This window comes from Bacillus sp. 3103sda1, from assembly GCF_024159135.1.
GTDB lineage: Bacteria > Bacillota > Bacilli > Bacillales > Bacillaceae_G > Bacillus_A > Bacillus_A rhizoplanae.
In genome coordinates this window covers 928,239-948,576 of the sequence record NZ_JAMYWS010000001.1, presented here as the reverse complement: position 1 = coordinate 948,576, position 20,338 = coordinate 928,239, and the positions used below count along the sequence as shown (strand labels likewise).

The 20,338-nt window shown below is 33.9% G+C and carries 20 protein-coding genes and 3 pseudogenes; 5 read left to right on the top strand and 18 right to left on the bottom strand.

The features are described from left to right. Positions 1-166: 166 nt before the first annotated feature. The 5 genes from NKR74_RS04790 to NKR74_RS04770 all read right to left on the bottom strand — a co-directional run bounded on the left by NKR74_RS04790 (position 167) and on the right by NKR74_RS04770 (position 5,917). Complete coding sequence (locus NKR74_RS04790; RefSeq protein WP_253628799.1) at positions 167-1,666, bottom strand: sodium:solute symporter family protein; 1,500 nt, start codon at positions 1,664-1,666, stop codon at positions 167-169. Further along, entirely contained in the window at positions 1,663-1,863 is a 201-nt protein-coding gene (locus tag NKR74_RS04785; RefSeq protein ID WP_253628798.1) for a DUF3311 domain-containing protein, read from the bottom strand. Before NKR74_RS04785 ends, NKR74_RS04790 begins: the two co-directional genes overlap by 4 nt. Positions 1,864-1,875: 12 nt before the next feature. Continuing rightward, entirely contained in the window at positions 1,876-3,048 is a 1,173-nt protein-coding gene (locus NKR74_RS04780) for a M20 family metallopeptidase (RefSeq protein WP_253631082.1), read from the bottom strand. A 226-nt stretch (positions 3,049-3,274) separates the two neighbouring features. Next, entirely contained in the window at positions 3,275-4,573 is a 1,299-nt protein-coding gene (locus NKR74_RS04775; RefSeq protein WP_253628797.1) for a hypothetical protein, read from the bottom strand. 609 nt (positions 4,574-5,182) lie between these two features. Then, positions 5,183-5,917 (bottom strand): DUF975 family protein, encoded by a 735-nt coding sequence (locus tag NKR74_RS04770; RefSeq protein ID WP_253628796.1) that lies wholly within the window; start codon positions 5,915-5,917, stop codon positions 5,183-5,185. Positions 5,918-6,369: 452 nt separating this feature from the next. On the opposite strand from NKR74_RS04770, the gene NKR74_RS04765 reads away from it, so the two are divergent. The 3 genes from NKR74_RS04765 to NKR74_RS04755 all read left to right on the top strand — a co-directional run bounded on the left by NKR74_RS04765 (position 6,370) and on the right by NKR74_RS04755 (position 8,799). Next, entirely contained in the window at positions 6,370-6,732 is a 363-nt protein-coding gene (locus tag NKR74_RS04765; RefSeq protein WP_253628795.1) for a VOC family protein, read from the top strand. A 135-nt stretch (positions 6,733-6,867) separates the two neighbouring features. Next, positions 6,868-7,512 carry an alpha/beta family hydrolase gene (locus tag NKR74_RS04760; RefSeq protein WP_253631081.1) on the top strand — a complete coding sequence of 215 codons (645 nt, stop codon included), beginning with the start codon at positions 6,868-6,870 and terminating at the stop codon, positions 7,510-7,512. Positions 7,513-7,887: 375 nt separating this feature from the next. Beyond that, positions 7,888-8,799, top strand: a complete 912-nt coding sequence (locus NKR74_RS04755; RefSeq protein WP_218007836.1) for a phosphatidylinositol-specific phospholipase C/glycerophosphodiester phosphodiesterase family protein — start codon at positions 7,888-7,890, stop codon at positions 8,797-8,799. A gap of 1,402 nt (positions 8,800-10,201) precedes the next feature. On the opposite strand, the gene NKR74_RS04750 is transcribed toward NKR74_RS04755, so the two are convergent. The 9 genes and pseudogenes from NKR74_RS04750 to NKR74_RS04710 form a co-directional block, all read right to left on the bottom strand. Then, positions 10,202-10,663 (bottom strand): hypothetical protein, encoded by a 462-nt coding sequence (locus NKR74_RS04750; RefSeq protein WP_253628794.1) that lies wholly within the window; start codon positions 10,661-10,663, stop codon positions 10,202-10,204. Positions 10,664-10,940: 277 nt separating this feature from the next. After that, the gene (locus tag NKR74_RS04745) at positions 10,941-11,282 is read right to left on the bottom strand and encodes a hypothetical protein (RefSeq protein ID WP_253628793.1); all 342 of its coding nucleotides are present in this window, start codon (positions 11,280-11,282) and stop codon (positions 10,941-10,943) included. A gap of 50 nt (positions 11,283-11,332) precedes the next feature. Then, positions 11,333-11,569: pseudogene (locus NKR74_RS04740) on the bottom strand (T7SS effector LXG polymorphic toxin); the annotation flags it as partial. After that, positions 11,566-11,859 (bottom strand): DUF3958 family protein, encoded by a 294-nt coding sequence (locus NKR74_RS04735; RefSeq protein WP_253628792.1) that lies wholly within the window; start codon positions 11,857-11,859, stop codon positions 11,566-11,568. The pseudogene NKR74_RS04740 and the gene NKR74_RS04735, both read right to left, overlap by 4 nt. A gap of 30 nt (positions 11,860-11,889) precedes the next feature. Then, positions 11,890-12,342 carry an SMI1/KNR4 family protein gene (locus NKR74_RS04730; protein WP_253631080.1) on the bottom strand — a complete coding sequence of 151 codons (453 nt, stop codon included), beginning with the start codon at positions 12,340-12,342 and terminating at the stop codon, positions 11,890-11,892. 437 nt (positions 12,343-12,779) lie between these two features. Beyond that, positions 12,780-13,352 carry an imm11 family protein gene (locus NKR74_RS04725; RefSeq protein ID WP_253628791.1) on the bottom strand — a complete coding sequence of 191 codons (573 nt, stop codon included), beginning with the start codon at positions 13,350-13,352 and terminating at the stop codon, positions 12,780-12,782. 43 nt (positions 13,353-13,395) lie between these two features. Beyond that, positions 13,396-14,547: pseudogene (locus NKR74_RS04720) on the bottom strand (AHH domain-containing protein); the annotation flags it as partial. Positions 14,548-14,606: 59 nt separating this feature from the next. Next, on the bottom strand, positions 14,607-14,909 hold the full coding sequence (locus NKR74_RS04715; protein ID WP_253628790.1) for a contact-dependent growth inhibition system immunity protein: 303 nt from the start codon (positions 14,907-14,909) through the stop codon (positions 14,607-14,609). Between the two features lie 12 nt (positions 14,910-14,921). Next, on the bottom strand, positions 14,922-15,584 hold the full coding sequence (locus NKR74_RS04710; protein ID WP_253628789.1) for an RNase A-like domain-containing protein: 663 nt from the start codon (positions 15,582-15,584) through the stop codon (positions 14,922-14,924). A gap of 15 nt (positions 15,585-15,599) precedes the next feature. On the opposite strand from NKR74_RS04710, the pseudogene NKR74_RS24055 reads away from it, so the two are divergent. After that, positions 15,600-15,692, top strand: a pseudogene (locus tag NKR74_RS24055) (IS3 family transposase); the annotation flags it as partial. Between the two features lie 93 nt (positions 15,693-15,785). Here NKR74_RS24055 and NKR74_RS04705 read toward each other — a convergent pair. From NKR74_RS04705 to NKR74_RS04690, 4 genes are read right to left on the bottom strand one after another with little or no spacing between them, the layout of a single operon-like run. After that, a complete protein-coding gene (locus tag NKR74_RS04705) occupies positions 15,786-16,178 on the bottom strand; it encodes an immunity 50 family protein (protein ID WP_253628788.1) in 393 nt (130 codons plus the stop codon). An 18-nt stretch (positions 16,179-16,196) separates the two neighbouring features. Next, complete coding sequence (locus NKR74_RS04700; protein ID WP_253628787.1) at positions 16,197-17,729, bottom strand: HNH/endonuclease VII fold putative polymorphic toxin; 1,533 nt, start codon at positions 17,727-17,729, stop codon at positions 16,197-16,199. Further along, positions 17,726-18,088, bottom strand: a complete 363-nt coding sequence (locus tag NKR74_RS04695) for a DUF3958 family protein (RefSeq protein ID WP_253628786.1) — start codon at positions 18,086-18,088, stop codon at positions 17,726-17,728. The genes NKR74_RS04700 and NKR74_RS04695 overlap by 4 nt, the downstream gene beginning before the upstream one ends. Before the next feature lie 41 nt (positions 18,089-18,129). Beyond that, positions 18,130-18,405: a TIGR04197 family type VII secretion effector gene (locus tag NKR74_RS04690; RefSeq protein ID WP_253628785.1), complete on the bottom strand. Its 276-nt coding sequence runs from the start codon at positions 18,403-18,405 to the stop codon at positions 18,130-18,132. 535 nt (positions 18,406-18,940) lie between these two features. Here NKR74_RS04690 and NKR74_RS04685 point away from each other — a divergent pair. After that, positions 18,941-20,065, top strand: coding sequence for an FAD-dependent oxidoreductase (locus tag NKR74_RS04685; protein ID WP_253628784.1), 1,125 nt, complete (start codon positions 18,941-18,943; stop codon positions 20,063-20,065). Positions 20,066-20,338: the final 273 nt, after the last annotated feature.

Below are 20,338 nucleotides of genomic sequence, written 5' to 3'. Positions count from 1 at the left end.
GAATAACGATCTTTTGGAGAAAGCTTCTTTCTTTTTGTGATTTTGTTGTGGTAACTTAATTATCTCAAAAAAGGACGGTTCTTTTTTATTTATATGGTTAGCGTAAGTGAATTACCCTTTGAGGTTAGTATAGTCATGTTGAATTAGCTGTTAGAGTCTTTTTGTATCAGATCTTACTCTCTATTACTGTTGTCTCCAAAGCATTGGTCTTCTGATGAGTATAAGCAATATTTTTTGTCAGCAAACTGACAATCACTAAGACTACAATATTAACAAATAGGGCAATAATTCCTTCATTCAAGTCTTTAATTGCTTGAGGAAGATGAGGAAACATTTGATCAATTTTTATGTTCCCTAAGTCCATAATAGAGACTAACAGTCCCCCTGTTATAATCCCGGCAAATGCTCCATGTTTAGTCACAAAGTTCTTTCTCATCAAACTGGCGAAAAATGCAGGAGCGAGTTGTGTGATAAAATTATAAGCGATTATAGCGAGACTAAAGAGGGTATTTCCACCTTTAAAGGTCAAGTAAATCCCTACGAGCGAAATAAAGGGAACTAAGTATTTTACCAGTTTTGCAATCTGATTGTCTGTTGCAGATGGAGTGAATACATGATATATATTTTTGGCAAGCAATGTTGATATTGTCATTAACAGCAAAGAACTTGGTACTAAAGCAGCTAACACGCCAGCTCCACCAATTAATCCGACAAACCATGGATCAAAAGCCTGTTTAGAAAGCTGCAGCAATACAAGATCGATTTCGCTGCCTTTTAACCCTGATATCTGTAAAATAGCTGCAAATCCGACGAAAAAGGCAAACAATAAAATCAATTGGTACATTGGCATTAGGATTGCATTTTTTCGTAAAGCTTTTTCGCTAGAGGCAGCAAAAATGGGAGAGAACCCATGCGGCCACATATAAAATCCAATGGAACTTAATATCACGGTCGATATATACCACGATATGCTCATTCCTTGTTCAGGAAGTATGGTAAAGTTCGGCTTTACTTTTTCGATAGCCTCATACATAGGTTGAAAACCGCCATAATAATGAATAGGAAAATAAATTCCTAAAAATACGATAATACCAAGAATCAGAATATCCTTTAAAATAGATGTCTGGGCAGAGCCGTGAATACCGGAAACCATCACAAAAATAGTTACTCCAATTGCTCCAAACCAAATAGCGGTTGTAGAAGAGATGACCCCATAGGATGTTGCAGAAACGATATATCCTAGCCCCTTCAATTGCAGAACTAAATAGCAAGTACAAGCTATAACACCTATAACCGCAACGAGCACACCAAGATAAGGACTTTGATATTTTTTTACAAAAAAATCCGATTGAGAAACTAATTGGTGTTTTTTTGCATACCTCCAAATAACAGGAAATGTCCAGTAGGAGATTACTGTAGCCAGACAGCCGTATGTTACGATACTAAAGATGGAACCTCCTTCCCCATAAGCCGAACCACTTGCACCCAAAAAGGTAAAGGTAGTATACATTTCACCTGCGGACAAGAGGAAAACCAATAGAGTTCCCATTCCGCGTCCTCCAACCGACCATTGTTCTAAGTTCATTTCTTGTCCTTTTTTAGCCCGGATACCAATCAAAACAGAAATGACGAAAAAAAATAGGATGAATAACACGGCAATATTCATCTTGAATCTCCCTTCTGATTAGCAGGATCTAGTATATATATAGTCCACATAATACCTGTAGTTATAAAAGACCAGAGTACAATCCAAAAGTGGAAAAATGGCATTCCCAGAACATAAGGAGTCACCTTATTTGTAAACAAAGCACCTAAAATAAATCCTAAAAACGGAATAGCACTAAGCCAATATATGGTTTTCATACTTTTATCCCCCTAGTTTGTTAGGTTTAACATTTTAAAAGTCCCGTGAACAAATAACTTCACCCCGTATTGTAAAGCCTGTTCATCGACAGTAAATTGGGGATGATGGTGAGGATAAATAATCCCTTTTTCTTCATTACGAGCTCCTATTATAATAAAAGATCCCGGAGCTACTTTTTGATAGGCAGAGAAGTCTTCACTCCCCATAATTGGCTTTAAAATCTCTCGACTATTTTCACTAAATACTTCACAGACCGTTTCGTCCATCAATCGTGTCACTTCTTCATCATTAATGGTCGGAGCATAACCGAACTGATAATCGAATTCATAAGTAGCTCCATGCGCTTCTGTAATCCCCTTTACTATACGTTCGATAAAAGTTGGAATCTTTTCCCTCAGTTCCGGATTAAAGCTTCGAACGGATCCTCCAATGCTTATCCTACTTGGAATAACGTTAATCGCACTTCCTGCAAAGAACTGAGTCACTGAAATCACAAGAGTTTCCTGAGCATCTCGATACCTCGAAACAATGTGCTGGAGATTTGTTACAATCTGAGTTCCAATTGCAATAGGGTCAATGGTTAGTTCGGGCTGTGAGGCGTGTCCCCCTTTACCCACCACGGTAATTTTAAAAGTATCAGCTCCAGCCATCATCGGACCGTAACTCAAACCAATTTTCCCTAAAGGAACCATCGACGAGAGATGAGTTCCCATAATCATATCTACTCCATCAAGCACACCGGTTTGCACGATCTCTTGGGCACCACCGGGCGGTAGTTCCTCAGCATGTTGAAATAAAAAGCGCACCTCTCCTTTAATTTGATCCTTTAACTGTGAAAGAATCTTTGCTGCACCAAGCAGCATCGCCGTATGTCCGTCATGTCCACAAGCATGCATCACGCCTGTATTCTGTGACACAAAGTCAAAATCATTCTCTTCTTCAATTGGAAGCGCATCCATATCTGCCCGCAGTACAATAACCTTCCCTGGTTGCTGACCAATCAAACGAGCCATAACACTTGTCTTTGTCGGACGTGAAATTTCTAAATCACCAAAAGTTTGTAACGTTTCATAAACAAATTGTGCTGTATTTTCTTCTTGAAAAGATAGCTCGGGATACTTGTGTAAATATCTCCTCCATCTAATCACTTCGTCTTTGGTATCTTCGATTAAATTATGAATCATTGTTATTTGAGACACTTATTTCAGCTCCTTCTTAATTCAACTTACATAACCAATTTTATTTTCGGATTATTTAAGGAAAAAATTCCTTAAATGAAGTATATTAGTTTCATAGTTAAATTTCAATATTTTTAGAAAATTATAAAAGTATTTTTATCAACTTTAATTTTTTCTCCTTTTGCACACTAATATAAATTGCAAAATAAATAAGCATCCCAATAATGGATGCTTATAACAATTGATAAATTTTACTGGGCCTTCCACGAGTGGCATAGGTCTCTTGGCCGACGCATTGTGCCAAATCAACTTCGCACATATCTGTAACAATGCGTCGTACATTACGTTCTGTCATCTCAAGATGTGTGGCCAAGTCTTTTGTTGTAAAATAATCCCACTTCATTTTATGTATGAGGGCCAATATTTTTTTATACGTTTTCACACTGATATTTCCTTTTCTTAACTTTTCATAAAGGACTTCATTTTGGGTACGACTGGTAAATTGCAATTCTTTTTTGTCGCCCGGTGATTCAACAATTTTGCCATCATCTTGAACGATTACAATTCCGCGCTTCTTCATCCCCTTGGAATGTTGAATTGCACGGAAAGCATTGATTTCTGCCGAATACGCAGTCTCGCCAAAACCAATTCCGACGGCAACGGTAGTATCTGCTTCAAACGCTAATTTTTGAATGGTATCTTCCAGCGTAACTATCTCGCGTTCAATCGCACCGCGAGAACTAAAAATCATATATCTACCGTTTCCTTTCTCTGAAAAAGAACCGTTAATTGTTTCACCAAGTTGAATCAATATTTCTTTCAACCGGAGTTCCAAGTACTGTAAATGATAAGGAGTTTTCATTTCCTCTGCCACTTTGTTAAAATATTCAACTTCAATGATTTCGACTCCAATTTGTGTGTCTTTAAAATAGGAGGTCTTTACTTTTTCAGAAAGAATCCGAAGCGTCTGTCGTATTTCCATCTTACTCATCGACATCCGGTAAGATGGAATTCCATGTTCCCTTAAAGCTTCACACACTGATGGAAAACAAGATAGAGCACCTGCTGTTTTTCCTTTTTCCCATAAATCTATGTGAAAATTCAATAATTCATTTGTGTCAACATCCAACTCAAACACTTTCGTATAAATCTTTGGTTTCTTTATATTTAACTGTGATAAAGCTTCTTCACTAATATTATTTAAAGACATAGTATCGATACTTAGTTGCTCAATAATTTTTCCTTGTTCATAGATCATCTCTAAAAAAGATTTATAAAAACCTGATTCTGTAGCAGGAACATAAACCATTATTTTATCTGTACCTATATATTTTTTTGCAATTTCATAGGGAAGTGGACCAGAAAAAAGCCATGCATCTACATGAGAAGTATGTTCTTTTACAATTTTTTCTACCTCTTCAGTTTTTACATAGGAGTAAGAGATAAATTCCAACTCATGTTTGTATTCTTCTGCCATGTCTAAAATCTGTTCTATAGAAGTTTTTAGACCGACTAATCCGATTTTATACATACTGTATTCAACTTCCTTTATCATATTTAATATGCTCATTGTTACTTGTAAAATATTTTAGTTAGAATAAGTCCCGTTATCGGATTCTCTAATTATTCTGTCGTTTTTCAATATAATTATTTTATCTAACTTTTATTTGTATTAACGAGTTCTATTTATTAGTTCGGCTATTTACTCTTAATTACATAAATAAACCAATAGAAATGAAAAATAACAATATGCAATAGAAAAGAATGATGGGAATGGCATTTTCAGCTGTAAATGCACTTACATCCTTACTAATTTTTCTGTTAATACTATAATCCATTTCTCAGTGTTAGATGTTCTTTTTGAAATAAGAATATCCCTTTAGATAATCATATCTAAAGGGATATAACCTGGCAAATTTTTTACAAAGTTCACAATTCTATTTTAAACATCATATTTTTTATAAACAGCATGATTTTATTTTTAATCAACATCTTTTTACTGTCTAGATTAAGATAATTATATCAAAACAAGTTTAGTAAATATTTTCCCCCTGATTGTACTGTTCTAGTGTAATGTTCCAATCGGTTCTGTTGCAAAGTTTTTTTAAAATAAACAACCCTAACAAACAATATTCTCTTTCTAGATAACCGTTTTTTCTTCCATACCTGTATCTCTATTCACTAAATTCAAGTAGAAATGCGATACTGTTGTCATGTAATATGGATAGATCCAAAGAAACGGGATACTAAATGTGAAAACCCCTATAATAGCCCCTAAAATAAACCATCCGATGAAACTTAAAGATAGTATAAATAAATCTAATTTATGCCCTTTCATCATTTCTTGACTCTTTTTAAGCGCTTCGCTCGCCGTATATTCTGGATGATCTAACATAATATAGTAAGCCATAGAATAAGAGAAACCTTTTATAATACCGGGAACAATTAACAATAAGCTCCATAAAAATACGTATACACCCATTAACACAGCTAACTTCATAGATTTAAATACATTCTTTTTTCGAAACCCTTCAAATAAATCATCAATTGTAGTAGTTTCTTTTTTCGCTAAACGTAATGTAACATTAAAATACCCATAAGTCATAATGCTTTGTACACCTATTAAAACAATACATATAATAGCGAAAGTAAGTACATAAGAAACAGCGCCTACTGCATTTAACGTCTCATCTCCTGTAACCGAAGCACTAGCATTCATGATTTCACTGAATAAGAAGCCCAGGAAAAAAAGGGGAAATCCTATAATAAACATACCAATACTAGAAAGGACATAATACAGAAACGATGCCCCTGCTCCCAATCCCCATCTACCTTTTAATGAAGATAAGGCTGCTTTTTTAAAGTCACTAATCATTTTAATCCCACCCTTCAAACTATTTGTTATCATTTATATAAATATTACATAGAGAATAGTAACATTTTTTAACAAGATTGACATTATGTGTATTTATTTACTTATTTATTAATATCCAAATAAAAAAAAAACGAAGCTGTTTTGCTATTTATGTCTCCATCATAATCTCCTAAAATCTTAATTAGACTTAGCGAAATCTAAAAATGGCCTAAATTATAGAGTTCATACAGTACAATTCTTTTTAATATCAATGTAAGTGTTATATTCTAGAAAAAATCTTTTGTTTTAAATTTAGATATCCGTAAGTAATACTTATCAATTATTATAATTAATCAGTATTTCACTTATTGTATTTGGCGTTATAAAATGAAAGAGGATTTAGAAACTTCAAGAAATTATTTGGTTATAGGAGAAAAACAATACAAATTCAATTGATAATGGGAGTGAATTTTATGATTCTTGGTTTACATCACGCTCAGATAACTATTCCAAAAGGTGCTGAACAAGAGGGGAAAAAATTTTATTGCGAAATTCTTGGTCTACCTGAGAAGGAAAAGCCCGAATCACTAAAGGGGCGTGGAGGATTTTGGTTAAAAGTCGGAGATAGAGATGTACATATAGGTACAGAAGATGGTTTTGAACGATTAAAAACAAAAGCCCATATAGCTTATCAAGTAGAGGATATATCTTACTGGAGAAATGTGTTAGAACAAAATAACATTCAGATAATTGAAGGAGTACCTATACCTGGTTTTGAACGTTTTGAGTTTAGAGACCCCTTCGGAAACAGAGTGGAAATGATTCAAGAAATTTAGTTACTCCATTAACTAATTGACATAAAGGATATAATTTATTTCTGATAAATCATCCTGCTATAAAGAGGATGATTTTTTTATAAAACAATTGGTAATTTATGTTATGGTATTATAAAAGTTTCGGAGGGGAAAATGATGAAAGGAAATAAAAAAGAGATACAAACAAACGACAAAGCGATTCGTTATACACATATAGAAGCGGGTTCCAAAACAATCTGCTTTATGTTTTCAGGTTCAGGTTACAATTACGATAAACCATTGTTTTATTATGCGACGATGGTAATGCTCCAAAACAAAATCGATATTGTCCATATCCATTACTCCTATAATGAGCAACCAACGAAAAACAATATTGAAAAGATAACAAAAATAATGATGGATGATATTAATCCTGTGATTTTAGATGTTTTAAAAAATGGACAATATAACAATTCTATTTTTTTAGGAAAATCACTCGGAACAATACCAATCGCGAATGACTTAATGAAGAGAGAAGAATTCCTAAAGTCAAAAATGATTTTATTTACCCCTCTAATAAATTTTGATTCGATCTTTGACTCAATCTTGAATAGTCATCATCAGGGTCTTTTAGTTATCGGGGACAAAGATCATTATTACAATGCAAATCAAATTGATCAATTAAGTAAAGCGAATTTAAAGGTTGATGTGATTCAAAATGCAAATCATTCCTTAAATGTTGGAGAATTTGAAACAACAAATTCAATTTTAGCTTTATCAAGGGTAATGGAAAAACTCCAAGAAACCGTTAGGACAAATTAGTGATAAACTGATATTATAAAAAGTTTACCAATTTGGGTGCTCATTGCACCTCTTTTTAAATGGTTATTTTTAATGAAGTCGCAAAAGGGGTTCGGAATGAGACCATTCCGAACCCCTTTTGTGACAAACGCTTTTTCAACAACATAAAACTACTAGAATTCTAGTAGTTTGTCAGTTCTGTCTTTAACTTTTTCTAGTTCCGATATAAGCTTCTTCATTTATTTTGCTTATTTTTTTGTAAAAATATTCTGTGATTTACAAAAAACATGTAAAGTAATTAAAGAGTTTGTTAAGAATCATGTAATTTCATTGAACTTTAATGGTTTTTCTCTAAGATGGAAAAGGTAATCTATTATTATAGGAGGACTAAAGACTATGAAAAAATGCTTGGCTGTTTTAACCCTTATTGCTTCTGTTTTCATGCTATCTTTTACAAATGTTTTTGCAGCTGCCGAGGAAGGCAATTCATCTTTATCTAACCAAGAGACTGTGGTTCCTCTTGCAAAAGCTCACGCACATAATGATTACGAGCATACTCGTCCATTAACAGATGCTCTGGAACATGGATTTACCAGTGTAGAAGCTGATGTTTGGCTTGTTGATGGAGAACTCCTTGTTGCCCATGATAAAGAAGATATTCGACCAGATCGAACATTGAAATCACTCTATCTTGACCCATTGAAGAAAAGAGTGAAAGACAATAATGGAGCCGTTTATCCAGGATACGATAAAGAGTTTACCTTATGGATCGACGTGAAGTCGGAGGATGCCGCGACCTATCAAGTGATCCATGAACAGCTTACAAAATATCAAAATATGCTTACAAAGTTTTTGCCTTCAGGGGTGAAACCGGGGGCGATTACTGTCTATATTTCAGGGAACCGTCCAAAAGAACTAATGGAGAGCCAGCCCGTTCGCTATGCAGCTTATGATGGACGAATGAGCGACCTTGAATCAGGTGACTCCAATGAGTTTATGCCAATTATTAGTGATAACTGGACCAAATATTTTACATGGATGGGTGAAGGTGAAATGCCAAAAAGTGAAAGGGAGAAACTAAATCATATCGTTTCAACCGCTCATGCTAATGGCCAAAAAGTTCGTTTTTGGGCGACTCCTGACATCGCATCCCCAGCTAGAGATGCTATATGGAAGGAACTGTTAAATGCTGGTGTTGATTTTATCAATACTGATGATTTAGCTGGGTTGCAGCTTTTCTTAATGAAAAATGATCCTCAGCCTTCTGAACCTAATATTACTTGGGAAACCACTAACAATAATAAATAAACGCTGAGGATTCAGTGTAATCATTTCAGATTATTGTAAAATAATCCTTAGCTAAACCACCACTTGTGTTAATAAGTTCGATTATCCATACAACGGAAAGGCGATGACTGAGTGTCATCGCCTTTGTGTGTTTAATACGGTCTATTGCGGTTATAAAGTGTTGATTTTTTTGTGATAGCCATTACTATTACATCTTCAACTAACGGGTGCGTTAGTTCAACAAGCTATAAGCGATTTTAGGAATAAGCCCATATTTTAGTTATTCCATTAAAGGGCACTATTGCGGAAAATCTAAGGTAAAAAATGATCAAACTTTTTTATAAAACCCAAACTTAAATATGCTAAAGAAGAATCCATTTTGATCAATCTTTTTTTCAAAATGGATTCTTCTCATTTACCGTAAAATACGGGTTTGTGAGGTGTTTTTGATCAAACTTTATTTTAAAGTAACAACAGATCAGCATACAAGCATTCCCTTGCTATCATTATGTTATTTTTACAACATAATGATAACCAAAATAAAAAGTATAGGATGATTATTATGTGTTTTTTATTTTGTTTTTTTCAATTCTGGCGGGATATATAGTAACTCTATGTTTTTAAGTAGAAATTAGTGCAAGATAAATAAAATGTCGAAATTATAATAATTTTGTGATTTTTTGTTGATTTATGTTATTTTTAATGTTAAACTCATAATAACAAAGAAAGAGTAAACGAAAACCCTTAGTGATTAAATTATCAGAATTTTTAGTTTTATAAGTCAGTTTACTCCATGTGATTTACATGTTTGTGTATTGCTTTTCCACTCTTTCTTTGTTCCACCCTATAAAAGAAAACAACCTGTTTTTATCCAAGTTGTTTTCTTTTGTAAAAATTTAATTTGTTGTTCTTATAACAGAGTTGGGATCACTATTTTAAAAGTTATTATGATTTATGGGGGTGACAGCTAATAAATTGGACATTTAATGAGGAGTTTACATTACAATGGGAGTGGATCCAGAAAGAGGTGAAAACTAAGAAGTTTGGATTTTAATTTTTGAAAAGGAAGAATAAAAATATAGTGGACATACAATTACAATAAGGGAATGCAGTATAGATCAGTATACAAGCATTCCCTTTTTATGTGTATGCTATTTTTTGTTTTTAGTTGAGTTTATAAGTATTTATAATCAATAAAGTTGAATATATCATTTTTAACTAGCGCATAATTTTGATAGACTTCGTCTTTTAATTGTGCACATACAATGTGATTTAGAAGAACGCGAATACTATTGGGGGTTATTGTATTATCTCTTCTTTAGGTTGAGTAAAAAAGAAGATAAAAATAATTAAAGGAAGAGCTAGAAGAAAGACTCCACTTTTAGATGGATTAATAGAAGGAATATCGGTTAAAGCCATGTCATCATTCCTTTGTAAGTGTTTTTAATAAATTAGGATTAACATCAAAATGTTTGGACACAACCTTTTGAAAGAAAGTATAATCTCTTTTCAAGTAAGGAAGAGTAGGTTCAAGCTTAGGAACACCAAAAATGGGTCCACTAACATTAATGGTAAATCTGCCAGGTGCAATAAAGCTACCCGTAACACCAATCTCATCATTGAGTAATAAAACGGCGAGGATAACGTCTATTACATCAATAATCACATTCGTAGTTTGTTTTTCAAATTTACCTTCGATTCGACTTTCCCCTGTTAATGGTCCTCCTAATGAAACGCGAAACCCACCTGGTGTCACAAAAACTCCTATAATGGTGATTTGTCCAGTTAATAATAGTGCGACTGTCACAATATTGAGATCGCGTTGGATAGACCGTATGACTTGTATACTTTTTGTAATTTCAATGTTTTTTTCCAATATTGTCACACCCTCTGAATACATATTATTCTGAGCGATGTTAAATGTGAGTAAGGATAAGTATGAAATATAGGAATTTATGTAGTAGTGAACCAAATTATCTTCAATAGACGCATTAATTATAAAAATACATAATATAACTTTATGAATAAATGTGAATTAGGCCTCCATTTATTACAACCCGCCGTCGGCGGGTTATTTTGTTATAATTTCGTAGTACCAGGGGTAGTGACAAGGTTAATCTGTCTAACTTTATGTAGATCACTTCATAGAAACTGATTTTCTTTTAGTTGTTATCTTTATAAAATCTTTGTGCTTTTCCCCAAGCTTCAGTTAATTTTCTTAATTCGATTGTTTCAATTTTACATATATTAGGATCATGGATAGAATATAAATCGGCAATTATGGTCTCATCCTTTTTTACTTGAACTGCGCATAATGTACCTTTAAATTCATTATATTCTTTTAAGTTGTTTAATACTTCATCAATTTGTTGTAACCACCAATTAATTGGAATGCCTTGTATATCATTTTCTAAAAATGTTGCTACAATTTCTAGTTCTTTTGGTAATTCTATTTTTAAAGAATCTAGGCCTTCATTTTTTGTTATATGATATTTATATTTCATATTTTTGCACCTCATATTCTTCAATATATTGGATAAGCGGTTATAATTTTATCATTTTGGCGAATTAATTCTTCACACAAGTAGATAATTCCTTGGGCTAAAGGACGAAAGGTTTGTGCAAAGAATGTTTTTGCACTGTCGTAAGTTTGCCCTTGCAAAACAGCATCGAATACAAAAGCATCAATCGAATTGATGGCTTGTTCCATACCTTGAATGGTTGCTACGCACAAAGCATTCATACTTTGTGTTTGAGCTCGCACTTCTCCTAGATACATGTTTAAACTCATGACTTCACCTCCAGTGCTAATTTTTGGCGTTGATAGTGAGGGTCATTTTCTAGATTACTGAGGTTTTGTTTCTCCTTTAGCAACGTTTCTTTTTGGTCTTCCAGTTCGTGAGTAAGCTTTCTCTCGATTTGTTGTGCATCTTGACGCAGATTATGAAAGAATTGTCCTAGTTCTCTATCGTTATGCCAAGTTTCTAATATACGGTCAAATAAACGATAGCTTTGACCCTTCCGTGAATATTCAGTTTTTTCATTAGAGTAAAATAAAAAAGCACAGATAGCAATATCCATGCCTTTCTAAAAAATATTTTGTACTATTAATTAATCGTCCTCATCTTCAAACTCATATAAGCTATCGAGTAATTCTGTAAAAGACGAACAAACTGGATAAATCGCTTCTTCCATCTCTTCCTCATGATCCCAAAATATAACCGTTGGTGATTGGGGATTGTTTCGATAATCAAAACATAAAAAATTCCCAAATGGATCACGAGCAAACGGGTATACTTTATCTACTAATCGATCTTTTATATTCTCATATCTTTGGAGAATATAGTATTCACTTTCTAAATCGAAAGTTAGAAGGTTATTTATTACGTCATCATCTTGTCCTTCTATATCAAACGTATTAGGTTGTGGATACCCTCCATCATTTTGCTTCACACATTCAATAAAATCATGAGGAAGTTTTACACCAAAATATTGTTCTACTTGTTGAATATGTTCATCTGTAATTGTTTTTTTACTTGTTCCAATCCATGTAACATTGTTTATTTTAATGCACCTCCCTATAAAAATATAGCTTGATATCTATTGAATATAGTAGTCAGGCTTTTCAACTGAGTGTAAGACTGTATTTGCCAATCCTTTAATGTATTTCAGTACTTTGTCCTACTGTCATCACTTTATTTTTCCAGAACTAAATAACTATTGATGGATAGCCAAAGTATAAAGTTCATAATAGCAAGGTTAATACATATTATATAACGGCTAATGAAATCTATGTATAGTATGAATCCATAAGAATTGGTTTATTTGTCATACTTTAAATTTTCTGCTTCCCATATTAAAATTATTTCTCTTAACTCAGAAGTTTCAATTGTGCATGAATATTTTTCATCTTCAACATAACGATTTGGAATTTTTGTAAAATCTGGATTTATTTCTAATTCACAGGCGTTTCCACCAAAGTTTGAGGATTTTTCTTTACCTTACATATTCGCTTCTGAATCCCATACCTCTACAAATTCAAAACCTTTTAAATCACTTTCTAAAACTGTATTTCTAAATTCGTCAGATACTAAAACAGTAGAGGAGTGTAATCTTTGATTTAAATAGGTTTTAAATATTATCTGCCCCTCAACTATATTAGGTAAAAATGCGTATTTTTCGAAACCTATTATTAATCCTGTACTTAGTTTTTCAAAAACTGCTTTATTGTAGTCAATTGCATCAATTGTATTTAAAACGTTTATTAGGTAATAAACTTCACCTGTAACATCATGGGTTAGCGGAAGGAACTCAACATTATTGCAAATTAGAGGTTCTAATACCTCTTTTGCTTTTCTACTAATCATTGGTGTGCCAAGTTCCCCCCAGAACATAGGACAATCACTATGGTTATCTCCTTCTACACATTCAACAAGAATTTCTCCCCACGAATCAGAGAGCTTTACTGCCAAATCAATTTTTTCATCAAAATATTTTTTACGGTCTTCTTTCAAATTTAATAGCTGAAAAGATTTATAGTTATCAAATAAGCTTTTTAATTGCCAAATTTTCATACCTTTTTACTCCTTTATAATTTAATCAGTAAAACAATTAAGATTATTTAGGTTGATTTAGTTTTAAACTACCATCCAATAACCTCTCTCTTATATTCTGCAAGGCTGCAACTGCATCTGCTTGAGTACCACCAAAGCGTTTAACTTCACTTAATACTCTGTATACTTCTCTTATATACTCTGGACTATGATTACCTATATGTAGTGCTTCAGTAGTCACATAATCGTTCACTTTATATGGTAAAAATACCCCATTAGAAGCAGAATCATGATGTATCTCAAACTCTTCTAATAGTTCTTGTACCTGTCCCGCCCTTTTATCATTCCAAGGTGCGATGTGATGTGCCGCATTAGGATATGGTGGTGGATCGATTCCTGCGTCTTTAAGCTCTCCACGTAATTTTTGAGATGCTGTATACGAATCGGGATACTCATTTTTTACTTCTACTTTATCAAGAACTTTATCTGCATAATCTTGGATTACTTCTTGTACATCCTTAACCTTAGTTCCTCCACCTGTTTTAGCAAATACCATTGTATCCTCAGCTTGATTAAAAACAGGAGAATCAAAACTAGGTCTTAGATTAAGTTCACCCATGTCAGCAAAAACAAGTCGATTTTCTATGTTTGAATTATCAACTAAATTTGTAAAAGTTTGTTGTAAGCGTGGTGCAGTGATTTCAGTTACCTTTGTGAAATTTGTACCTTTTACTAGCGTAGAGACCTTACTAGCGCCTTTATCCCCCAGCCATCCTAATCCAAGTCCCATAAAATTATACGTTATCCACCTTGTACAACTCTCAGCATCACCATTGATTACATCATTAATAAATGAATCTGATAAGGCATTCCACATAGTAGAAACCGTCTCTATGGGGTGACCTATAGCATACTTAATGTTCTCTTGTGTCACTGTATCGTCTAGTGATTTGAATCCTTCTACAATATCTCCAACAGCCTGCCCTGAACCATAATAAATCCCATCCCAAACTTTCTTTAACATGGATTTTTCAGAATTACTATCACTCATTTCAGTTTTAAGTTTCTCAGCTTCACGAGCCTTATCCTCTGCAATTTTTTGAATAGATGCCGTTCATCCCATATTCAATTCTTGTATACTAAATGTTCCTGTTGCGGGACTGAAACCTTTCCCACTTTGAACTTTCGCAAGACCTTGGGCAATACTGGCAGCTAGTGTGAAGTAATAACAAAGCCGATTCAATGTAATATGAGTCGGCCTTGTTTACTACAATTTTATTCTTCACCTTTTATAGCTTCTTTTAGTGTTTCAAGGGTCTGCTCTAACCATTCTACAGGTGTTAAATTTAATGCAGGGAAATAAATATCAACATTATATTTAATAAATTCCTCTTTTTCACTATCAGTTAAATTACTGTTTAAAAATGAAAATATATCATTTATAGTATTTTCGATACAGATTTTAGTAACTTCCATTATAAATTCATTAAGAGCTTCCTCAGGTGATTCAATGTCTTGGTGAAATGTTCCTGCTAAAAAGTCACCTAATTCTTCATAAGGGCTATATTTATCTTCCATATAAATTCTCCTCTACTTTTCTGGATATCCTGTAATAATAAAACTTCCTTGGTTATCTTTTTTCAAAACAATCCTAGCATTTTCCACATCTAAAGCAATATCTGATCCTCTTTCGATATATCGACCAATTATATCCTCACCTTTATACCTTAGTGGTAAAGTTGGTCTGCTATTAGTATTGTTTAACCACCTATTTATTTTTGTTATATTTTGCGGGTTACTTAATACTTCATTAGCTACTCTCTCAGCTGTAGCTCGATCAGTAAAAGTTGACGCTGCTGGTATTCTAAGGTCTCTTTGTAATCTTTGTAACAACTCTGCATCTGTCTTTTCTACATGCCTTTCAATTAAATGCCCACCTCTTGCCTTATGGGCATTTAATCCTCCTCCTGGAGCTAAGGGACTACTATCTCCTGGTTTTACAGCATTAGTATCTCCGCCTTTAGTAAACTGATAAGTTGATAGCTTTTCTTCAGTTTCAAAAACAGCAGAATCCAGACTAGACCTTAGATTAAGTCCGTTGGTATCGGCAAAAGCAAGTCGATTTTCTATGTTTAAATCATCAACTAAACTTGTAAAAGTTTGTTGTAAGCGTGGTGCAGTGATTTCAGTTACTTTTGTGAAATTCGTACCTTTTACTAGCGTAGAGACCTTACTAGTGCCTTTATCCCCCATCCATACGAATTATTTTATCTATGGAAACATAATCACAAAAGAATTAAGGCAAAACTAAAAGGCATGAGCCCAGTACAATACCGAGCCCATGCCCAAGAAGTTACCTAATGAAATAACCTATCTCACTTTTTAGGGTCACTTCACCTATAAAAATATTAAAATGTGTGCACTATAAATCAAATTATCTGTTTCTCATCAAAGTTATGGTAATCCTATTAAACCTGGGGTTACCCCTTCTACTCTTGCCCACTCAAATAAACACTCAACTATCATTTGATTCTTACACTTAATTTTTAATAAACCTCCTTCTTCTGTCGTATTTATTTCAAAATAATCAATGATATTTTCTGTACCTAAACCTTCTATTGTTAAATTACGAATAGTATAGAAAGATATTTCTACATAAATTACATCCCACTTATTCCATCGCTTTGGCTTATTTTCAACATTTTCTTTTGTCATCAATTGGATAACTAATGTAGGACCATCTCTTTTAAGACGCACATCTAATAACTCTGATTCTTCAAATTTTGGTATTTTCCCAAAAATACTAATTAGCGCCTGTGGATTTAAAATTTTAAATTGATCAATCATTTTTATACTCCCTATTTTCTATTTTTTATTCCTCTTCTCAAAATAATAATGATCCGCCATCCCATCTACCTGTCCTGTTCGGGTATTGTATTCAGGTCTTACATTATGATGAGGCGGCTGATCTCCAATACCACCTTGTCCAAAATCATGACCAGCTGAATGATCCTGAATTACAATTTTTTGACCTTTTACTTCATATGTCAATTCTCGAGTCATAATAGGCTGTTTATTATCATTTAATATCCATTTACCATTGCTATCTGTTAATGGTACCATTTTTTGACTAATCGGATGTTGAGATTTAGGTATATTTAATTGCCTTTTAATTTCTTTTAAACTAGCTCCCCTAGATTCATGAGAATTTTCCCCCTCAATCTTCTTAACTTCAAAGCTTTTACTAGCATTATTTTCTAATCCCTTGAGTTCTCCACTACTTGCTTTAACAAAATAGTCGTTAATTGAAAACCCTTCATTTTTGAATGAACTCATACCAGCCAAAGCAAAACGGTCTCCCATTTGTAAATTACTTGCAACCTGGGACATGCCTTGTGAGAATTTTGAGACATTCGCACCTTTTGCTAGTGTAGTTACTTTGCTTATTTTACTTACTCCTTTATCACCAATTAATCCTAATCCAATTTGGGATAAAGCGTATGTACCCCATCTTGCACGACTTTCCGCATCACCATTTATTATATCTTGTTTAAATGACTCTGATAATACATGCCACATAGCAGGTAATGTTTCATCCAAGTGAGTAACAGCGTACCCCATATTCTTCCATGTTTCCAAATCACCTAATGCTACTATACCATCTATTGTATCTCCAATAGCTTGTCCTGCACCATCCCAAATACCATCACCGATTTTCTCTAATAGGGATTTTTCAGAATTACTATCACTCATTGCAGCTTTAAGTTTCTCAGCTTGACGAGCCTTATCCTCTGCAATTTTTTGAATAGACGCCGTCCATCCCATATTCAATTCTTGTATGCTAAATGTTCCTGCTGTGGCATTAAAACCTTTCCCACTTTGAACTTCCGCAAGACCTTGAGCGATGCTGGCAGCTAGTTGGAGTGCTGTATCATAATTACTACTAGAAGTATAATTGAATTCATGCAGATGTTCTAACTTTTCTTGAAGCTTTCGTTTCATGGCATCAAAAATATTCACCATAACTTGCATGCCTGGGAGGGTACTACTAATTACTTCAATACCTGCTTTCGTTCGCTCAATCTCTCGAATTTGTTCTAGTATTTCTTGTTCGATGACATCTGTTGAAGCTACCTGTGATTGAAAATCGTTCGGAAAGGCATTATTTTGACGAATTAATTCTTCACACAAGTAAATAATTCCTTGCGCTAAAGGACGGAAGGTTTGTGCAAAGAATGTTTTTGCACTGTCGTAAGTTTGCCCTTGCAAAACAGCATCAAATGCAAAAGCGTCAATCGAATTGATGGCTTGTTCCATTCCTTGAATGGTTGCAACACAAAAAGTATTCATACTTTGAGATTGGGTTCGTACTTCTCCTAGGTACATATTTAAACTCATGACTTCACCTCCTGTGCTAATTTTTGGCGTTGGTGGTAAAGGTCATTTTCTAAATTACTCAGGCTTCGTTTCTCCTTTAGCAACGTTTCTTTTTGGTCTTCCAATTCGTGAGTAAGCCTTCGTTCAATTTGCCCTGCATCTTGACGCAGATTATGAAAGAATTGTCCTAGTTCTCTATCGTTATGCCAAGTTTCTAATATACGCTCAAACAAACGATAGCTTCGACCTTTCCATTCATAAAAATCTGCTTCCGTTTGTTCTTGCCTTTGAATAGCGTGTTGATTTTGAGATTGTTCTTCGGATAGACTTCTTAATTTTTCGTTCAATTGATTGATTTGTTTCTCTATATCTTGACTCATCTTTTTCCTCCTACTGTTTTACATTTATGTAGGCTGTCATATCAGCGAAAAGTTTTTTGAAGTTCGTTATCCATACGCTCAAACTCTTTGGCCACAGAATGAATGTTGTTAACTGCTTGTTGAAAAGCGGCATAAAACTGTTTGGTTAAATCTAAAGCTTGTTGATTGGCTTCTTGTGCTTTGGAGTTAACAGACAACGTTGTACGTTCCGACTTGGTCATGGATCTATTTGTCGCACTTTGAATCGTATCAGCAGCGGTCCCCATTTGCGTCGCGATTTGTTCTGCCGTTTGAAAATTACTTTGAAATTGTCCCATCGCTTGAATCCTCTCTATATTTTTCTGTCCAGTCTTTCAGAGTTTCTTTGAAAATTTTTGGACTTCTTCACAACTTGATAAACTATGAAAATTATACCATATGAATAGATGAAGATTTTATGATAAACTCCTAATTATTGTATATTTTTTCATTTTTGTACCTTCTCAAAGCACTTAACTGTGTTAAATATGGTTACTTCCCCGTCCTCTACACGGTCTCTCTGTTGTAGCCTGTGTCTATCTCCGCGTAATGATAAAACACAAAGGATTGTATTGTCTTCATCTATTCGAATATACTTAGAAAACTCTAAATGCCTACTTTAGTGTAACTTTCTATTTGCTCTTTAATATAATCGTCTGGTTGATAAAATTGCTCTTTAGAAAATTCAATTTCTACTTCAATGAATACATGATTAAGTTATAAACGCTCAGTCCAATCGGATATGAGATAGTCAATTTTTTGAAAAAGTTCATTATTCATAGGTAAAAACCTATACTATAGTAATCAATCATCTTTTATGAAAGGGTGTATATAATGAAACAGCAGATCAAAAAAGTTCTTATTATCGGCGGTGGAATAGGTGGACTATCTGCCGCAATTGCTTTAAGAAAAAATGGTTTATCTGTTACAGTATGTGAGTCTTCAAGTAGTAATTCCCTTAAAGGTGCAGGCATTCTGCAACCTCAAAATTCATTTGGAGTTCTCAAAGAATTAGGTATATATGAACAATGCTTAAATAAAGGATTTCAACTCAATTCCCTAAAAATTTTTGATAAACATGGCACGGTAATAAGTGAAATTAGTGAAAGATTTATGGATGAAAACCTACCAGGTAGAAATGCTATTTGGCGTTCTGAATTAAGCGGAATATTAGTTGCAAAAGCTCAGTCTTTAGGGGTAAATATAGAATGGAATAAAACCCTAAAGTCTTATACCGAACATGAATATGGGGTTAATGTAACTTTTGAAGACGAAAGCACTCTCACTTGCGATATTCTTATAGGGTTTGATGGCATTCGTTCTAAAGTCAGGGATATAATGCTGGGGCGAAAAATCCCCCCTCAATTTTTAGGTATGGGATCATGGAGGTTCCCTATAGAATTTCCTAAGAGTAAATCTTTTAATGAGACGCTCATGCTTCATAGTGGAAGCACTAAAATTGGTATTGTACCATTGTCTGAAAGTGCAGGTTATGCTTTTATCTTGAGGCCGGTAAAGATAGATTACTGGGATGATAAAATGACACGTTATGAAAGAGTGATGAACATTGTAGATCAATTTAGAGGAGCATCAATTTTAATTAAAGAGGGGCTTTCTAAAGATTCTCCCATTATCTTTAATCTAGTTGAAGAAATTGTATTGGAAGAGAACTGGTACAGCAACCGTGTGGTCATTGGTGGAGATGCTGCTCATGCCAGTGCACCAAATTTAGCCCAAGGAGCTGCAATGGCAATAGAAGATGCTATAGTATTAGCAGAAGAAATTGATAATCATGATTACTTTTATATAGCATTTCAATCCTATTTTAAGAGAAGGTATTATAGAGCTCAAAAAATTCAAAAGCTATCTTCAGAACTTATAAGAAAAGAATTACTAAGGGAAGAAGGTAGTGAAAAAATTATAATGGCGTGTCATTCTTTTCTTAGTACAGCCTACTAATCCAAAATATTAAATTAGCAAATACAGAGTGGTCGAAATTAATTCGGATACGAAGATTTGACGCTTACATCTCCGCCAAACGCTTCGACAACAAATAAATACCACATTGCGTAGTTTTAGAGGCTGGATAAACTTTAAAGAGTTTTTAAGAAGATGAAATTAGAATACTATTAACTGAGGTTTTACATTACGGAGAAAGATTAGTTAATTGAACTACCCCCACCTACCGCTTCACGCTTGAGGTGAGGGTCTTACTGCTCATTAATGTGGGAT